Here is a 16,936-nt window from a genome sequence, read left to right as displayed (position 1 = left end):
ACCGCGATCAGGCTGCCGTGTTGCCCTGCGGCGCCACGGCCACCGATGCTTCGCTCGTCAGCATCAGGAACGTGAACGTTTCGCGCAGGTACAGGCGGACGACCTTGTCGGTATGACTCGTGTAGCCGATCGATACGTCTTCCCCGAGGTGCAGCTCGTAATCGCCGCCGCGCGTGGACAGCACGCAGCCGCCGCTGATCGCCGGCGCCCAGATGATCTCGCCGCTGACGATCCGCTTGATGTGGCCGAGGACCGGATAGCCCTGGTCGCGCGCTTCGCTGAGTGCCGTGTACGCATCCGAGCCGAGCACGACCGAGTACGGGCCGTCGACGCCGGCAAGCCGCAGCGCTTCGAGCGCGTCGCTGATCGCGTCGGGATATGCGCTGACGTCGGCCGGCAGCGTGAGCTTGCGGTTCGACGTGCCTTCGCGGATACCGACGATGCCGGCGGCCGGGTAGCCGTCGAAAATCGCGCCGTCCTCGGCGAACGCGAGCCGCTGCGCGGCGTCCTTCGCCGGTTGCCAGTCGGCGTCGCGCGCGCCGCGCTCGACGCTGTCGATCGCATCGCGGCTCAACTCGAACGGCACCGTCAGCTCGACGATCGTGCGGACTTCGCGCAGCCGCGCATTCACCAGCTCGCGCGGGGCGGCGACGTCGACGAGGTGCCCGGTGCCGACGGCCGACAGCTCGGGCCCCTCGGGGCCGTCGACATCGACGACGCGGCGGCCGGCCACGGATCGTTTGAACGTGCGTGCCACTTCCTCCTCGATTTGCTCCCAGGCGGAGGACGAGATCGGGGCGAGTTCGCGGTGCAGGTTATTCATGGGTTTGGGTTGCCTCACGTCAGCGGAAACACTTCATGGTGGGCCGATCGGCTGACGGACTGCGCTGAGCCCGGCGGGCCGATCGCGGACGAAAATCAATATTAGCAGGCTCTATTGACACCGCTGCAGCACAAATCCGGACGACATCCTGCGGCGGCGCAACTGTTCTGCAATTCGCGTGTGGGGCGACGGAGCGTATGCGCTGAACGGTGCGACCGGATGACGATACCCCGGGGGCGCGCCGGCGCTCGCGTCGCGCGGGCCGGGCCCGATGGCGCGCCGAACCTGTTGGCGGCCGACGGCCCATCGCGTGTCGTGCATTCTTGCGAACATTCATCCGGCAGGGTTCCCGGACGCCGGGGCTCGGCGGTATTCAGTTGCACGGACCGTGCCCGGATGAATCATAGACGCAGCCTATTGAAGCTTCACGACAAGTGAGGGGCGTTCATCGCATGGCCGCGCGTCTCGCCCGGCGCGCGGTGGGCGCGCCGGACTTTGGCGATGGGCGTTACGACGGCACGCCTTTCAGCGAGCCGTCGCGATGCGGTGCGAATGACGCCGGTTCCGGCGCCGCGGCATCGGCGGCCGGCACGAAGAACAGCGAACCGGTAACCGCGCGGCTGTAGTCGAGCAGGCGGTCGTAATTGCCGAATTCGGCAGCTATATCACTGGATATGCGCGCTCGCCGGCACTGATCAAACAGATACTCGAGAACGTGTTCGTGGCCACCTGCGTCGGTAGGTCCAACGTAGCAACTCTTTTTGCCGTTGAAAAGGTTGGCAGCCTGTGCCTAACACCGGCTGCCAACCGGATGATGAAACGAATAAATTGCTGTGTGATTTAGTCGAGCGGACCTCTCCGTTTCATCCTAAGATCAAAAACGACTTGGCCAGTTTCGGTATCCACCGTCGCAGCGTAAGACAGCAGTTCGTTCCCGTCGACATTGAAGCCTTCACTGAACACGTGCAGTACCGAAGCGAGCGGCACTTGAATTCGTCGATGTTCGGCATCTGCGCCGTAGGTGTCGACGTGCCCGACAGATTGGGTCTGATACTTCGTCATGGTGATATCTTGAGAAAGTAAATCTGCTCAGACTGCGCCTTCTGGAAAGTCGTTCCCGGAGGCATTGATTATCTGAGGGGTTGAAACGAAGAGATCGTCAAATTCGGACGCTTCGACTGTGGCCCATCTTGCGAAGTTCGACCGTGCTTTGTCGGAGAGATGGCTCCCGATCTTCTCTATCACATCTGCGTTTGCGATAACAAGTTGTTTTGTAGTGTCATAAAGTTCGCAGCGTAGTAATTTTACCGCTCGATCGCGGGCTGCCGGTTCACATAATGCAGGATTTGATGCACATTGCAGGTTGACCAGAAGCTCAAGATGCTCAGCTGCTTTAGCAAAATCTGATACTGCGGTTTCAATTTCAGCCTTCCGAGCGATCTCGATTTGAACTTGACCGTTTGAGAGCGATTCTGCGAGTACCCCCGCGAATAGCACTTGGACCCGATCTCTGAGATATCCAGAAATTGCATCTGTCGTGCCGACGGGACGATGAAGTATGACTGTGGCGCTTCCGTCGTGCGGTACATCTTCCGTCTCATGCCCGCTGCCCTGGAAACGAAGTTCGAGCGGGCCCATCATGAAGCCCAGCCTTCGAGCAACGACGTGGTGCCCGGCTTCATGTTGGCCGATTCGTTGCATTGAGATTCTTCTTTTTCTTTCCCATTCTGGAAGGGTGTCGTAATTCATGGGCTTATCTTCTGTCCGCCTGTGTTTGTACGTAGCGCGATCTCATACTTGAGGTGGTGACATCTTTGGGTCGTAACGATTGGAAAACCAAGTCACTACGCTCCAGCCGACGTAGCGGCGCGGATTCTCATTCGTACGTTTCGGATCCGAGCAGGATGCTCACGTCTTCTAGCAGACGGGGAATTGGGACGGGACTGCGTAGTCAAGTAAGCAGTCCCGGTCTCTCGAATTCAATGCGACATTTTCGGGGGCGGCCGAAAAGCGCAACTTTCACCGGCTACCCTTTGATTGACCAAACCTTGGCTGCAATTTCGGCCATCGCAGCTTGACGTTTTTCAACCGCATCCGTGTTCCAAGTGCTAAGCTTGCTTACCCCGTTCGTAAAATGAAATGCTGAAGTTGAGAAACTGGATTTTTTCTTTGAGAATTCCTCGTTCCCAATGGTGCTGTTGATTTTTGCTCCCATGATCGCCATGTTGCCTAACCGCTTTTGATAAGCTTTGACATCGTCAAGTGACCATGTCTTCATCCATTTTTCAGACGGATTGATGGGGAGAATGTGCTCTAAATTAACTTGACCAGCGTCGGTGCTTGGCACAAGCTCGCCGGAGGCGCCAGGCACACCACTCTCAAGCATCCGGAGGTAGTATCTGGCAAGTGACTGCTTCGATACTGTAGCTACGGAAAACGCTGCAATGAATGTGGGGTCAGTCGGTAGAGTGGTAAATCCTTTCAATATATCTTGGATTGAATTGAGCTTTCCCTCTGTAACCCCTTTTGCTGCATCGCTGTAGATTCGCTCTAAGGTGCCACCGCCTGCGCCACCAACGATTTGGAATCTTACGGCGACCGCAACAAGCTTTTTAAATGCTGCTGATACTTTTTTGGGCTCGAATTTATCTAGGATTGCAAGCAAAAGCGGGCGAACTTGAACCATTCCAAGAAGGTTCATTGCATAGACCGCTTCTCGAGTTGCAATGTCATATTCTCGCCAAAGGTCGTGATCAGTATTGATTAAAGCGGCATAAGTTTTTGCTGTATTGCTTAGCTCTGTTGAAAATTGAAGTGCGAGCTTCTTGCTGGTTACTTTTCGCTTAATGATTCCGAATAATTATTTTTCTCTGACAAGTCCATACTTCGACATGGCAAAATGGCGAAGATATGTGACAATTAGAGGGTCTTCGGATGCGCTTTCAAGGGTTGCGACCATGGTTAGCCATCGATTTTTTGTTTCTTCTATTTTGTCACTTGATCGATGGAATAAGTAATTTTTCAGTAGATCGGAGATTGCAAGTTCTAGGCCGCGATCATTTAGCGTTTCGAATATCACGAACGCGTTACTGTCGTCTGGTGCGGTTACCAAAATTACTTTTAAATTGGTTTCCAGGTAATCGAGCCATTCGTGCAATGTTTCTTCTGAATCGGCTGATTGTGCGCATAGATCATCAATATATCCGCGCATACATTTTGATGCGGCAAGAAGGCGCTTGTGCGATTGCCGTGGGTAGCGCGACGAGTCTATGGAAGAGTGGTCCTCGATTAATTCTTGATAAAGCTCATTGTCTACTTCGTTTAGAGCTAATTTTGGCTCTCTTTCCTTTGTTTTTCGATCAACGTTGGCAAGAAAATCATCGCGAATGGATTTCTCAGCTTCCTGGTCACCCTCTTCCCGGAAACGGTCTCGAATAGCGGAAATCAGTAAGCTGACAGTCGTGAGACGTTGTTGGCCGTCAACCACCTCGTAACGACGATCGACGGGACCGGTTACAACTATCGACCCGAGGAAGTACTCCTTTTCCTTGGATTTGATAGCATCGTTTACGTCCGTGAGCAACGCTTCGACGTGTTCTGCTTCCCAAGCGTACGATCGCTGATATGCCGGAACCCGAAACCGCCTTGTTTTCAATACGTTGCTGATTCCGTCGAGCTGGATGCTAATCTCTTGAACTTGTGACATTGAGTCCCCGTAATACCGTTTTCCGGTGCCATTCGTCATGAACTCACACGCGTAAGCCAAACTGTACAAGGCTGCGAAGCGAGGCTGGCCGTCTCCGTGTGTCGTATCCGTATATTAGCCGATGATTTGGTGGTATGAGGTGCCCGGATGGCTCGATCTACATTGACATCGCACCTGCGATTCTTGAGAAGACCTGCAGCGCGTCATGAATCTGTCGAATCGAGTTGCATGTTGTACTTAGTAGTTCTCTGCTTCGCGTATTCCATCTGGTGATTCGCATAACTACTCGTAGCGTAGATTGAAAACTAGAAGCAGATAGAGGTCGGACACGATTGCACCTTATCAAGGCCGTCGTTGCCAGAGAAGGATTGGTAAGGTGCTAGTTTACGCCTCTCGCGAGCCAATGATGATCTGATGGCGTGCGTTAAAACGGATGTATTTATCGTGTGCAAGGGGCCGTAATACACGGATCTATGCACAAGATCTTCATTAATATTGGGCGTTACGACGGCACGCCTTTCAGCGAGCCGATTTTCAGCGAACCGTCGCGATGCGGCGCGGATGACGCCGGTTCCGGCGCCGCGGCATCGGTGGCCGGCGCCGGGCGATCGGCGAGCGCCTCGAGCAGGTCGGCGGACGGCACGAAGAACAGCGAACCGGTAACCGCGCGGCTGTAGTCGAGCAGGCGGTCGTAATTGCCGGGCGGGCGGCCCACGAACATGTTCTCGAGCATCTGCTCGATCGGCGCCGGCGAGCGTGCATAGCCGATGAAGTAGGTGCCGAATTCGCCCGCGCCCGGGCGCCCGAACGGCATGTTGTCGCGCAGGATCTTCACTTCCTGGCCGCCCTCGTCGAGCGTGGTCAGCGAGCTGTGCGAACACGACGGCTTCACGTCCGGCGCAAGCTCGATGTCGGACAATTTGGTGCGGCCGATGATGCGCTCCTGCGTCTCGACCGCGAGCGCGTTCCAGCCGGCCATGTCGTGCAGGTACTTCTGCACGATCACGTAGCTGCCGCCCGCGAATTCCGCGTCTTCGTCGCCGATCACCGTGAAGTCGACCGCCTCGCGGCCTTCCGGGTTCTCGGTGCCGTCGACGAAGCCGATCATCGCGCGCTGGTCGAAATTGCGGAAGCCGTGCACCTCGTCGACGACCGTGACGGCATCGCCGAGCGCGCCGAGCAACTGCGTCGCGAGTTCGAAGCACAGGTCCATCGCTTCCGCGCGAATGTGCAGCAGGATGTCGCCCGGCGTCGCGACCGCGACGCGCTGACCCGCGCCGAATTCACGGAACGGATGCAGCGCGGCAGGGCGCGGGTTGCCGAACAGCGCATCCCACGCGTCGGCGCCGAAGCCGCATACGCAGGTGAGGTTGCCGCCCGGCACGCGCTTGCCGACCGAGCGCACGAGCGCGGCGATGTCGCCGCACCATGAGCGGATCGTGTCGGCGTGATCGGCGCCGGGATTGATCGTCGCCACGAGGAAGATCGCGCTGCGCGTGGTCGTGCTGTGAACGTTCTGGGAGAGCGGGGGAGGTGTCTGCATCGTGGGCTGCCGGTCAGTCATGTCGGGACGGAAGTGCCGTGGCGCGCGCTGGCGAACGGTTGAACTGTGTCATGCGACGGTTCTCTTTGTGTCATGCGGATGAAGGACGCCGCGCGGGCATCGCGCAACGGGCCGCAGCGGTGGCGGCCGCACGGGGCGCGTGACCTGCCCGCACCGCGTCACCTCGTCGAGCAAGCAATCTAGCAGCTTCGGCCGGTCTTTGGAACACGAATTGCCAAACTGTCATGCGAATGCGTCAAACAGGGCCGGATTTTGCCCGGCGCCCGCTCAGCTGTACTCCTGGCGCATGCGGCGCTGTGCTCTTGAGCGTGCGTGCCGCGTGCAGTAGATTAGGTTCCGCTGCGCCAGCCACGAGGAGCGTCATCATGAACCTGCTGGAAGCGATGCGTGTGTATGTCGCGGTGGTCGAGCATGGCGGCCTGTCCGGTGCGGCGTCCGAGTTGCAACTCGACGAAGCGCAGGTGAGCGAACGGATCGACGGCCTCGAACGGTATCTCGGCTGCCGCCTGCTGCTGTGCCGGGACCACGACGACGTCGCCTGCACCGATGCGGGCGACGCGTTCCACGTGTGCTGCCGGCGGACGCTGTCCGCGGTCGAGCAGGCGGTCGGTGCGGCCGGCGCGCACATGCCCGGCATGCCGGACAGGCCCGACGCGCACGATACCGTGCATGCCGCCGCGCGCGATGCGACGTTCCCGCCGCCACCCGGCGCCGCTCACGCCTCAACACAGCGACTGTCACCTTGAATACGACCACCATTCCCTGCTCGCCCGCCGAGCGCATACGCCGCCGCTTCGGCCATTTCCTGCACGCGGCCGAACTGGCCGGCCTGATCGTGATCGGGCTCGCGACCGCGTTCGCGATGGCGCAGGAAGCGTGGAAGGTCGTGCTCGCGGGCGAGGTGTCGCTGACCGACCTGTTGCTCATGTTCCTGTATCTGGAGGTGCTCGCGATGGACGTGCGCTACCTGCGGCTCGGCCGCTTGCCCGTGCGGTTTCCGCTGTTCATTGCGATGACGTCGCTCGCGCGCGACCTGATACTGCGCGGGGCAACCGACAGCCCCGAGCGGATGCTGATGACGACCGTCGGGATCGTGCTGCTCGCCGTCGGCGTGCTGATCCTGAGTTTCGGCCAGCACCGCTTCCCGGCCGACGTCGCCGATGTCGAGGACGATGCGCAGGCGCGCAGGTGAAGCGCGGGCGGCAAGCCGCATGCATGGCCGATGTCCCTGCAAGGAGGGTGCCGGATGAGCACGCATTCCGTCGAAACGAAACGGGCGGTCGAGCTGCAGCACGCGGCATCGGACGCCTACCGGCTGGCGCGCGACACGCGCGATGCCGATCCGGCGCTTGCACGCGCGCTGTCCGTTGCCGGCTTGCAGCGGGAGGCTGCATACGCCCATGTCGATGCGGTGCGTGCACGCGAGGCGGCCATCGGCATCTGAATCGAACCCCGGCGTGCCGCATTCGGTGCGGCGCCGCCACCGACCATCCAACCGAGCGAGGTAGCGCATGACCAAGCAACTGATCGTCGCCGTGTTCGGCAACGTCGACACGGCCCGCCAGGCCGCGAACGATTTCGAGGCGCTGTCGGAGAAGGACGAAGGATTCCACGTCGAGAACGGCGTCGTCGTCGAGAAGGACGCGACCGGCAAGCTTGCGGTCCTCCACGCCGAATCGCGGCCGTTCAAGGGCGGTGTGATCGGCGCGATCGCGGGCGGCTTGCTCGGCCTGCTCGCCGGGCCGCTCGGCGTGGTCACCGGCATGGCGGCCGGTGCGGGGGCTGGCATTCTCGCGGAAGCGGCCGGCAACGCGCTGCTCGACGGCACGTTCGTCGAGACGGTTGCGGCGCGGCTCGTGCCCGGCAGCGTCGCGATCATCCTGGAAGCGAAGGAAGACACGCCGTTCTCGGTCGACAACGTCGTGACGGGATTCGGCGGCAAGGTGTTTCGCCAGTCGCTCGATTGAGCGTGTCGTTGTCGAACCGCACAGGGAGCACCGCATGCGCATCGAACAATCGTACCGGCGCTTCGACATCGCGGCGACGCTGTCGCCGCTGCCCGGCCACGGCAACCGCGCGATCGCGAGCGTCGACGTGACGACCGACGATCCGGCCCGCATCGCCGATCTCGGCACCGGGCAATTCCTGCAGATCCGCAAGTGGGTCGAGTCGAACGACATCGCATTGCTGACGGTGGTGTTCGACGAGTGCAAGGTCGCGATCGATCACTACGCGGACAACGTCGACGACGCTTGAGTGCACGCGGGGCCCGCGCATGGCCGGGCTTCGCGTGATTGCCGCTTGACGGCCATCGGCAAACCGCGACGACGCGCGCCGACACCGCGCCCGGCGAATGCGTGCCAAGCGATCGCGCGGGGCCGTTTGCCGTCGCGTTCGAATCTGTTCACCACGCCGGCCGGATTTCACGTTTCCTCGCCAAACTGTCACTTACATTCGTCGAAATGACGCAGTAGGATGCCGAACCTTGTCTAGATGAGATTCGCATTGCTATCCGCCTTCAATTTCGATAACGGACGAGGTTCGCACCGGGACGCCCGCGCCCGGGCACGGCTATCCGGCTTCGTGCACTGGCGCGGCCATGCCGCCCGTGCATCGCACGCCGGTTCACCGCTGGCGGGGCGAGGCGGATGAAGCTCTACGAGAAATTTGCAAACGACATAGAGAGACTCATCCGGCAGGGCGTATATCGACACGGCGATCGTGTCCCTTCGGTGCGGCAGGCGAGCCAGCAGCACCGGATCAGCATCACGACCGTGCTGCACGCGTATCTGCTGCTGGAAAGCCGCGGGCTGCTCGAAAGCCGCCCGCAGTCGGGCTATTTCGTGAACCTGCGGCGCGACGACGGCCATGCGCCGGTACGCGAGCTGCGGCCGTCGAAGCCGATCGCGATCTCGTCGTCGGTGGACGTGAGCCGGCTCGTGCTGTCGACGCTGCGCTCGATCGGCACCGACGACGCGGTGCCGCTCGGCTCGCCGTATCCGGACCCGAGCCTGTTTCCGTTCGAGAAGCTGAACCGCTACGCGTATGCGGCCGGCCGTGACAAGTCGTTGTGGGGCGTGACGGACGGGCTGCCGCCCGGCCACCCGCGGCTGATCCGCCAGATCGCACGCCGCTACCTGGAAAACGGGATGTCGGTGGACCCGAACGAAATCATCGTGACGGTCGGCGCGACGGAAGCGATCAACCTGTGCCTGCAGGCCGTTGCGAAACCGGGCGACACGATTGCAGTGGAATCGCCGACGTTCTACGCGATGCTGCATGCGATCGAACGGATGGGAATGAAGGCGATCGAGGTGGCCACGCATCCGGAATACGGGATCGACATCGCGGCACTGGCCGCGATCGCGAAGTCGCAGCCGATCGCCGCATGCATGGTGATGCCGAATTTCCAGAACCCGCTCGGCTTCCAGATGCCGGACGAACGCAAGCGCGAGCTGGTCGAGTTCGCCGCGAAAGCCGACCTGCCGATCATCGAGAACGGTGTGTATAACGAACTGTACTTCGGCAACATGCATCCGAGCACGCTGAAGTCGTTCGACCGGCACGACATCGTGCTGCATTGCTCGTCGTTCTCGAAAAGCCTGACGGCCGCATACCGGATCGGCTGGGCGCTGCCGGGCCGCTATCGCGAGCAGGTCGAGAAGCTGAAATTCCTGAACACGCTCGCGACGCCGTCATTGCCGCAGCTCGCGATCGCGGAGTTTCTCGAACGCGACGGCTACGAGCATCACCTGCGGCGGATTCGCAAGGCCTACGCGCAGCAGGCGAACCTGATGCGCACGATGGTGTCGCGGTTCTTTCCGGAAGGCACGCGCATCTCGAGCCCGGCGGGCGGGTACGTGCTGTGGACCGAGCTGCCTGCGCAGATCGACGCGATGCGGCTGTACCAGCTCGCGCTGGAGCAGGGGATCACGATCGGGCCCGGCTACATGTTCTCGATCACGGACAGCTACCGGAACTTCATCCGGTTGAACTACAGCAGCCCGTGGTCGCCGGAGATCGAGCAGGCGGTGATCGCGGTCGGCAAGCTCGCCGCCTACTGCCTCGATTGAGTGAGCCGCCGCGAGTCGTGCGGCGTGCGCCGCGCGCGCGGCGTCACGTCAGCCGGTACGACTGCGCGCCGGTTCCCGCGAGCGTGCCGCCGTCGACGATCAGGTATTCGTTGCGGATCGGCTTGCCGTCGAACCAGCATTGCAGGATCTCCAGCGTGCCGGCCGCGTAGCGTGCCTGCGCGGACAGCGACGTGCCCGAGATGTGCGGGGTCATCCCGTTGAACGGCATCGTGCGCCACGGATGATCGGCCGGCGCCGGCTGCGGAAACCACACGTCGCCGCCGTAGCCCGCGAGATGCCCGGACGTGACGGCATGCACGACCGCGTCGCGATCCACCAGCTTGGCGCGCGCGGTGTTGATCAGGTACGCGCCGCGCTTCATGCGCGCGATCATCGCCGCGTCGAACAGGTGCTCGGTCGACGGGTACAGCGGAATCTGCAGGTTGACGATGTCGACGGCGCTCGCGAGCGACGCGGCATCGGCGTGATACGTGAGCCCGAGCGCCTGTTCGATCGACGCATCGAGCCGGTGGCGCTGTGTGTAGTGCAGATGCAGCCCGAACGGTTTCAGCCGGTGCAGCACCGCGAGCCCGATGCGCCCCGCGCCGACCGTACCGAAATGCATGCCTTCGACGTCGTAGCTGCGCGACACGCAATCGGCGATGTTCCAGCCGCCTTGCTGCGCGATCGCATGCGACGGCAAGTAGTTGCGCACCAGCGCGAGTGTCGTCATCACCACGTGCTCGGCCACGCTGATGCTGTTCGAGCCGGTGACTTCGGCGACGGTGATGTGTGCGCGCGCGGCGGCGTCGAGATCGACGTGATCGGAGCCGATGCCGGCCGTCAGCGCGAGCTTCAGCTTCGGCGCGCGGGCGATCCGTTCGGCCGTCAGGTACGCGGGCCAGAACGGCTGCGAGATCACCACGTCCGCTTCGGGCAGCCGGCGCTCGAATTCGGAGTCGGGGCCGTCCTTGTCGCTCGTGACGATCAGCGTGTGGCCGTGCGCTTCCATATAGGCGCGCAAGCCGAGCGCGCCGGACACCGAGCCGACGAGTTCGCCGGGGCGAAAGCCGGGCGGGCCGGCCGGCGTCGGTGCGGTTTGTCCGTCCGCGTAGTGCGTGATGACCGGAATCGCATCGCGCACGTAGCGCGGCGGGTAGCCGTCCACGGGATCGGGGTAGAGCACGCACAGGACGGTGGCCATCGGGTAGTACTCCTGGTGACGGGGGAAGGCGCGCGGCACGCAGATTGCGCAGGATGCCCGACGTGCGCGGCGATCGGCTGCCGTGTTGCGCCGCAACGTTGATGACGTTCTACGCCCCTCATGGATCTCGTACAAGCTACAGTGCGTGTTTGCGTGCGCTGCGGGGACGTCTGTACCTGTTCTTTTCAGGAGGGATGTCGATAATGGGATCGTTACCTGACTTTTCGGGAGCCCGTCATGACTGAACGCGACGATTCGTCGTCACGCCCCGATCTCACGCAAGGCATTGCGCTCGACGATCTCGCCGACGGCGCAATGATCGAGGGCCATGTCGGCGATACGGCGGTGCTGCTCGTGCGCCGCGCCGATGAGCTGTTTGCCGTGGGCGCGCAGTGCCCGCACTACGGCGCGCCGCTCGCCGACGGCCTGCTGGAGGGCGACACGATTCACTGCCCGTGGCATCACGCGGCGTTCTGCCTGCGCACCGGCGAGTTGCTGCGCGCGCCGGCGCTCGACGGGCTGCCGTGCTGGCGCGTCGAACGCCGCGACGGCCGCGCCGTCGTGCTCGATGCACGGCCGGCCGCCGTGCCGCCCGCGCTGAATGCGGCCGGACTGCCCGCGTCGGTGGTGATCGTCGGCGGCGGTGCGGCGGCCATCGCGGCCGCGGTGACGCTGCGGCAGGAAGGCTATCCGCATCCCGTCACGCTGCTCACGGCCGATGCCGATCCACCGTACGACCGGCCGAACCTGTCGAAAGACTATCTCGCCGGCACCGCGGATGCCGACTGGTTGCCGTTGCGTGCGCCGTCGTTCTATGCGGACCACCATATCGACGTGCGGTGCGGCACGCGCGTCGTACGCATCGACCCCGCGCAGCAGGCGGTCGAGCTGGCCGACGGCAGCCGCGTCGGATACGGCGCGCTGCTGCTTGCAACGGGCGCCGAGCCGAACCGGCTGACCGTGCCCGGTGCGGATCTGCCGCACGTGTGCGTGCTGCGCTCGCGCGCCGATTGCGACGCGCTGATCGGCAAGCTGAAAACCGCGCGCCGCTGCGTCGTGGTCGGCGCGAGCTTCATCGGGCTCGAAGCGGCCGCGGCGCTGCGCACGCGCGGGCTCGACGTGCAGGTCGTCGCGCCCGATGCGCATCCGATGGCACGCGTGCTCGGCGAAGCGCTCGGCAGCACGATCCAGGCGCTGCACGAATCGCACGGCGTCGTGTTCCATCTCGGCGCGACACCCGCGCGGATCACGCCGGACAGCGTGACGCTGTCGACCGGCGACGTGCTGCCGGCCGATCTCGTGGTGGTCGGCATCGGCGTGCATCCGAACGTGGCGCTCGCGCAGGACGCGGGGCTGGCCGTCGAGCGCGGCGTGACGGTCGACTGCTTCCTTCAGACGAGTGCGCCCGGCATCTACGCGGCCGGCGACATCGCGCGCTGGCCCGATCCGCTGACGGGCGAGCGGATTCGCGTCGAGCACTGGGTCGTCGCCGAGCGGCAGGGCAGCGTCGCCGCGCGCAACATGCTCGGGCAGCAGCGGCCGTTCGACGCGGTGCCGTTCTTCTGGAGCCAGCATTACGACCTGACGGTCAACTATGTCGGGCATGCGGAGCAATTCGATCGTGTCGAGATCGATGGCGACCTCGGCGCGCACGATTGCTCGATCGCGTACTGGCGCGGCAACACACGGCTCGCGGTCGCGACGGTTGGCCGCGATCTCGACAGCCTGAAGGCGGAAGCGGCATTCGAGCGGCAGATTGCAGCCGCGTGACAGCGGTGTGACGACATGATTCGAACCCGGAGGCGAGATGAATCCCGATGTACGTGCACGTTTCGAAACCGAGTTTGCGCCGCGCATCGCGGCGCGCTTACTCGGCCTGTATCAGCCTGGCGAAGTGAGGGTGGACGTCGTGCCGCACGACGGGCAAGGTAGCCCGACCCGTGTCGACGTAATCGGGCTCACGTCGACGGTCGGATTGCCGAACCGGCTGAACGCGCGGCTCGCGTGGCGTGACGATGCGATCGATGCGTTGCTGGCCGAGCCCGACCGCAGCCGCTTCGATCGCTATCTCGCGGCGCTGCCGGTCACGATCGAACGCTGGCAGATGGAATTGCCGGTCGATTTCAGCACGCGCACCCAGCGCGATCGCGAGATCCTGATCGGCGATCTGGATTTCGATGCGTGAATCGCGTCGCGCGATGCGTGCCGATGCGCCGGTTGCCGCTACCGGTCGCGTGTCCTGATGATCACGCGGCCCTGGTCGATGCCGCCGCGCAGTGCTTCGTCGCACGTGAGCCATTCGGGTGTGACGAGCTCGGGCGCGGGCAGGTCGACCGGCGCGCCGTCGCGGAAGATCGGCACCTGCGCGACCCACGCGCCGTTCGCGTTGCGCGTCGCATCGACGCGAATCTCGTGATCCATGAAGGTATCGGTGGCTTGCATCGGTCGGAGCCCTCCGTCATGCGTGAACGCGGTGCGTCGATCGTAGCAGCATGGCGTGCGCCGTGCATCCGAAACCAAGCGGAACCCTCGCGCGATTCGACGCACGTGTCGACACGCGAGACGGGAGCGAACCAGTGGCCTTCGACCTGACTTTCTCCATCAAGGTGTTCGCGGCGCTGTTCGCGATCATGAACCCGATCGCGAACATCCCCGTGTTCCTGTCGCTGACGGAAGGCGCGGCGGACGGCGTGCGCCGCAAGGTCGCGCTGACGGCCACGATCGGCGTGACGGTCGGCTGCATCGTGTCGGCGGTCGCAGGCGGCGCGATCCTGCATGTGTTCGGCCTGACGATCGACGATTTCCGCCTCGCGGGCGGGCTGCTGGTGCTGCTGATCGCGCTGTCGATGCTGCACGGCGCACCGAGCCGCCAGCATTCGCCGGGCGACGACGAAGGCGCCGCTCCGGCCGCGGCCGAGAGCGTCGCGATCTATCCGCTGACGATCCCGCTGCTCGTCGGCCCCGGCACGATCGCGACGATGATCGTGCTCGGGCATGGCGCGTTGTCGACCGGGCAGGTATTTGCGTTCGCACTCGGGCTCGCCGCGTTTCTCGTGTTGCTGGCCGTCTCGCTGCTGTCGGCACCGCTGATCGGCCATTACCTGTCGCCGCGCGTGACGGCGGTGACGCAACGGCTGATGGGCATGATTCTCGCGGCGATCGCGATGCAGATGATCGTCGCGAGCCTGAAGGCCGCGTTCGGGTTGCCGCATTGAGCGCGGCGCACCCCGAACCGGCTGCCTGATCACACGGAGTGGCTGATGAACACGCTGATCGTATTGTCCTATCCCGACCTCGCGGCCGCTCATCGCGCGCTCGCCGAACTCGATACGTTGCGCGACCGGCACGTCGTCGCGCTGTCGGGCGTGGCGATCGTCGAGTGCGCAGCCGACGGACAGTTGCGCGCGCATGCAGTCGACCCGGGGCGCACGCCGCCCGGATCGCTGCTCGACAGCGTGGTCGAGCATATCGAATCGTCGCTCGATGCATGGCGCGAGAAGCCGGTGGACGATACGCTGATCGACCGCGTCGCGCGCAAGGCGCGCCCCGGCACCGTGTCGCTCGGGCTGGCCGCGACGCAACTCGATATCTACGCACTGAGCACGGCGCTCGCACCGTTCGGCGGAGAGGTGATCGACACGACGCTGTCGACCGACGACGAACTGAAACTCGTCGAAGCGATTTCGACAATGCGCGACGGCGGCCGTCAGGCCTCGACCGACTGACGGATCGACGAAGCGGATGGAATGCGCGATGCGCGGCAAGTCACGCGGCAGGGTCCGAATCGAACGCAAGCGATCGCGCGGTCACTGTCGTCATGCGAGGATTTCGACATGCGAAAAATCAGACCGGAAAGTTTGACCGCATTGCGCGGCAAAGCGTGCAAATGACGTGATCTACGCGACTTCGCGCCACATGATCCCCTTGAAACGATGACGTTCTTACCGATTGCCGCGCATTGAATCTTGCAATGCAGGTGACGTGCGCAGATAGATTTATTCGATGATCGGCGAATGCGCGACATGCCTCTCCTATACTGATAGGGACCGCTTTTCACGGGAGGACCGCCCATCCGCACGAGTGCATCGATCAAGCCATATCGTCGTGCGACCGACGGCCGGACCTCGCTACCATCCGCCGCGGTCCCGGCAGGCAAGCGCGCCGGGCCGCCTCACAAGGAGCCACGATGCCCTACGTCCTGATCGTCGAAGACGATGCCGATACGCGGACGATGCTCGCGGCGCTCGCGCGCACGCAGCAGCTGGCCTGTGACACGGCCGCGACGCTGGAAGAAGCGCGCACGCTCGTCACGACGAATACCCCCGATCTCATTCTGTGCGATCTCGTGCTGCCGGACGGCAACGGGATGGATCTCTTCGATGCGTTGCCCAAGCGTTCGCACTGCGAAATGGTGATGACCACCGGCCACGCGAGCCTCGAGACCGCGATCGACGCACTGCGGCGCGGCGCGACCGACTACCTGGTGAAGCCGCTGAACATGCAGCGGCTGAACAGCATCTTCGCGCGCGTGCCGCGCACCACCGCACTGCATGAAGAGATTGCCGAACTGCGCTCGGAGCTGAAGCGCCTCGGCCGCTTCGGCCGCATGCTCGGCAGCTCGCCCGCGATGCAGACCGTCTACGACGCAATCGGCCGGGTCGCCCGCACCGAGGCGTCGGTGCTGCTGACGGGCGAATCGGGCACCGGCAAGGAGCTGGCCGCGCAGACGGTGCACGACCTGAGCCTGCGCCGGCGCGGCCCGTTCCTCGCGGTGAACTGCGGTGCGATCGCCGCGAACCTCGTCGAGAGCGAGATGTTCGGCCATGACCGCGGCAGCTTCACGGGCGCGGAGCGCCAGCACAAGGGCTTCTTCGAACGCGCGGACGGCGGCACGCTGTTTCTCGACGAAATCACCGAGATGCCGCTCGAGTCGCAGGTCAAGCTGCTGCGCGTGCTCGAGACGGGGCGTCTCACGCGGCTCGGCTCGACGCGCGAGATCGACGTCGACGTACGCATCGTCGCGGCGACCAACCGCGACCCGGAAGCCGCGATGGCCGACGGCAAGCTGCGGCCCGACCTGTTCCACCGGATCAACGTGTTCCCGATCCCGCTGCCGTCGCTGCGCGAGCGCGGCGACGATATCCCGATGCTGGCCGATGCATTCCTGCAGCAGTTCAACGCCGAAAGCGGCCGGAACCTGAGCTTCGCGCCGGCCGCGCGCGACGCGCTGAAGACTTATGCATGGCCCGGCAACGTACGCGAGCTGCGCAACTTCGTGCAGCGCGCGAGCATCTTCTGCGACACGGACGTGATCGATACGCTGCCGCCGCCGATCATGGACGAACTGTCGAACATGGTCGATTCGCACGAGGATCGTGTGACCGTGCCGTTCGGCACGTCGCTCGAGGAAGCCGACCGGCGGCTGATCCTCGGCACGATCGCGCAATGCGGCGGCGTGAAGGCGCAGGCGGCCGAGGTGCTCGACGTCAGCCTGAAGACGATCTACAACCGGCTCGCCCAGCTCGAAGACGAGGCGGGCAAGCCGGAATCCTGATGCCACCGCGAC

At 63.5% G+C, this 16,936-nt stretch carries 19 protein-coding genes and 1 pseudogene; 11 read left to right on the top strand and 9 right to left on the bottom strand.

The window, feature by feature from the left end:
• Positions 1-7: 7 nt before the first annotated feature.
• The 7 genes and pseudogenes from LXE91_RS36220 to LXE91_RS36190 form a co-directional block, all read right to left on the bottom strand.
• Positions 8-823: a family 1 encapsulin nanocompartment shell protein gene (locus tag LXE91_RS36220; protein WP_039342440.1), complete on the bottom strand. Its 816-nt coding sequence runs from the start codon at positions 821-823 to the stop codon at positions 8-10.
• A 508-nt stretch (positions 824-1,331) separates the two neighbouring features.
• A pseudogene (locus LXE91_RS36215) lies at positions 1,332-1,472 on the bottom strand (Dyp-type peroxidase); the annotation flags it as partial.
• A gap of 191 nt (positions 1,473-1,663) precedes the next feature.
• Positions 1,664-1,885 (bottom strand): hypothetical protein, encoded by a 222-nt coding sequence (locus LXE91_RS36210; RefSeq protein ID WP_046197085.1) that lies wholly within the window; start codon positions 1,883-1,885, stop codon positions 1,664-1,666.
• Positions 1,886-1,912: 27 nt separating this feature from the next.
• The gene (locus tag LXE91_RS36205) at positions 1,913-2,572 is read right to left on the bottom strand and encodes a hypothetical protein (RefSeq protein WP_135370818.1); all 660 of its coding nucleotides are present in this window, start codon (positions 2,570-2,572) and stop codon (positions 1,913-1,915) included.
• A gap of 277 nt (positions 2,573-2,849) precedes the next feature.
• A complete protein-coding gene (locus LXE91_RS36200) occupies positions 2,850-3,524 on the bottom strand; it encodes an HNH endonuclease family protein (RefSeq protein WP_198113704.1) in 675 nt (224 codons plus the stop codon).
• A gap of 159 nt (positions 3,525-3,683) precedes the next feature.
• Complete coding sequence (locus LXE91_RS36195; protein ID WP_198113703.1) at positions 3,684-4,568, bottom strand: DUF262 domain-containing protein; 885 nt, start codon at positions 4,566-4,568, stop codon at positions 3,684-3,686.
• A gap of 463 nt (positions 4,569-5,031) precedes the next feature.
• Positions 5,032-6,093: a Dyp-type peroxidase gene (locus tag LXE91_RS36190; RefSeq protein WP_039342446.1), complete on the bottom strand. Its 1,062-nt coding sequence runs from the start codon at positions 6,091-6,093 to the stop codon at positions 5,032-5,034.
• Positions 6,094-6,458: 365 nt separating this feature from the next.
• Between LXE91_RS36190 and LXE91_RS36185 the strand changes: the two genes are divergently transcribed.
• The 6 genes from LXE91_RS36185 (at position 6,459) to LXE91_RS36160 (ending at position 10,166) form a co-directional block, all read left to right on the top strand.
• Positions 6,459-6,839 (top strand): LysR family transcriptional regulator, encoded by a 381-nt coding sequence (locus LXE91_RS36185; RefSeq protein ID WP_039342449.1) that lies wholly within the window; start codon positions 6,459-6,461, stop codon positions 6,837-6,839.
• Positions 6,836-7,285: a phosphate-starvation-inducible protein PsiE gene (locus LXE91_RS36180; protein ID WP_039342451.1), complete on the top strand. Its 450-nt coding sequence runs from the start codon at positions 6,836-6,838 to the stop codon at positions 7,283-7,285. Before LXE91_RS36185 ends, LXE91_RS36180 begins: the two co-directional genes overlap by 4 nt.
• A 54-nt stretch (positions 7,286-7,339) precedes the next feature.
• Positions 7,340-7,537, top strand: coding sequence for a hypothetical protein (locus LXE91_RS36175; RefSeq protein ID WP_039342454.1), 198 nt, complete (start codon positions 7,340-7,342; stop codon positions 7,535-7,537).
• 67 nt (positions 7,538-7,604) lie between these two features.
• Positions 7,605-8,060: a DUF1269 domain-containing protein gene (locus LXE91_RS36170; protein WP_039342457.1), complete on the top strand. Its 456-nt coding sequence runs from the start codon at positions 7,605-7,607 to the stop codon at positions 8,058-8,060.
• A 34-nt stretch (positions 8,061-8,094) separates the two neighbouring features.
• Positions 8,095-8,349, top strand: a complete 255-nt coding sequence (locus LXE91_RS36165) for a hypothetical protein (RefSeq protein ID WP_039342460.1) — start codon at positions 8,095-8,097, stop codon at positions 8,347-8,349.
• A 392-nt stretch (positions 8,350-8,741) separates the two neighbouring features.
• The gene (locus LXE91_RS36160) at positions 8,742-10,166 is read left to right on the top strand and encodes an aminotransferase-like domain-containing protein (RefSeq protein ID WP_046543606.1); all 1,425 of its coding nucleotides are present in this window, start codon (positions 8,742-8,744) and stop codon (positions 10,164-10,166) included.
• Between the two features lie 43 nt (positions 10,167-10,209).
• Here LXE91_RS36160 and LXE91_RS36155 read toward each other — a convergent pair whose 3' ends face one another.
• Positions 10,210-11,370 (bottom strand): NAD-dependent formate dehydrogenase, encoded by a 1,161-nt coding sequence (locus tag LXE91_RS36155; RefSeq protein ID WP_039371518.1) that lies wholly within the window; start codon positions 11,368-11,370, stop codon positions 10,210-10,212.
• A gap of 237 nt (positions 11,371-11,607) precedes the next feature.
• Between LXE91_RS36155 and LXE91_RS36150 the strand changes: the two genes are divergently transcribed.
• Positions 11,608-13,140 (top strand): FAD-dependent oxidoreductase, encoded by a 1,533-nt coding sequence (locus LXE91_RS36150; protein WP_039371521.1) that lies wholly within the window; start codon positions 11,608-11,610, stop codon positions 13,138-13,140.
• A 37-nt stretch (positions 13,141-13,177) separates the two neighbouring features.
• Positions 13,178-13,555, top strand: coding sequence for a DUF5594 family protein (locus LXE91_RS36145; RefSeq protein WP_039371523.1), 378 nt, complete (start codon positions 13,178-13,180; stop codon positions 13,553-13,555).
• A gap of 38 nt (positions 13,556-13,593) precedes the next feature.
• Here LXE91_RS36145 and LXE91_RS36140 read toward each other — a convergent pair whose 3' ends face one another.
• A complete protein-coding gene (locus LXE91_RS36140) occupies positions 13,594-13,812 on the bottom strand; it encodes a DUF6566 family protein (RefSeq protein ID WP_039371527.1) in 219 nt (72 codons plus the stop codon).
• Between the two features lie 134 nt (positions 13,813-13,946).
• Here LXE91_RS36140 and LXE91_RS36135 point away from each other — a divergent pair, with 134 nt between their 5' ends.
• The 3 genes from LXE91_RS36135 to LXE91_RS36125 all read left to right on the top strand — a co-directional run bounded on the left by LXE91_RS36135 (position 13,947) and on the right by LXE91_RS36125 (position 16,924).
• A complete protein-coding gene (locus LXE91_RS36135; RefSeq protein ID WP_039371530.1) occupies positions 13,947-14,585 on the top strand; it encodes a MarC family protein in 639 nt (212 codons plus the stop codon).
• A 45-nt stretch (positions 14,586-14,630) separates the two neighbouring features.
• The gene (locus LXE91_RS36130; protein ID WP_039371534.1) at positions 14,631-15,095 is read left to right on the top strand and encodes a DUF1269 domain-containing protein; all 465 of its coding nucleotides are present in this window, start codon (positions 14,631-14,633) and stop codon (positions 15,093-15,095) included.
• A gap of 461 nt (positions 15,096-15,556) precedes the next feature.
• Positions 15,557-16,924 (top strand): sigma-54-dependent transcriptional regulator, encoded by a 1,368-nt coding sequence (locus LXE91_RS36125; RefSeq protein WP_039371537.1) that lies wholly within the window; start codon positions 15,557-15,559, stop codon positions 16,922-16,924.
• The last annotated feature ends 12 nt before the right edge of the window (positions 16,925-16,936 follow it).

Source organism: Burkholderia contaminans (assembly GCF_029633825.1).
GTDB lineage: Bacteria > Pseudomonadota > Gammaproteobacteria > Burkholderiales > Burkholderiaceae > Burkholderia > Burkholderia contaminans.
The sequence above is the reverse complement of the archived record's forward strand: the minus strand, read 5'-3'. Positions and strand labels throughout refer to the sequence as shown.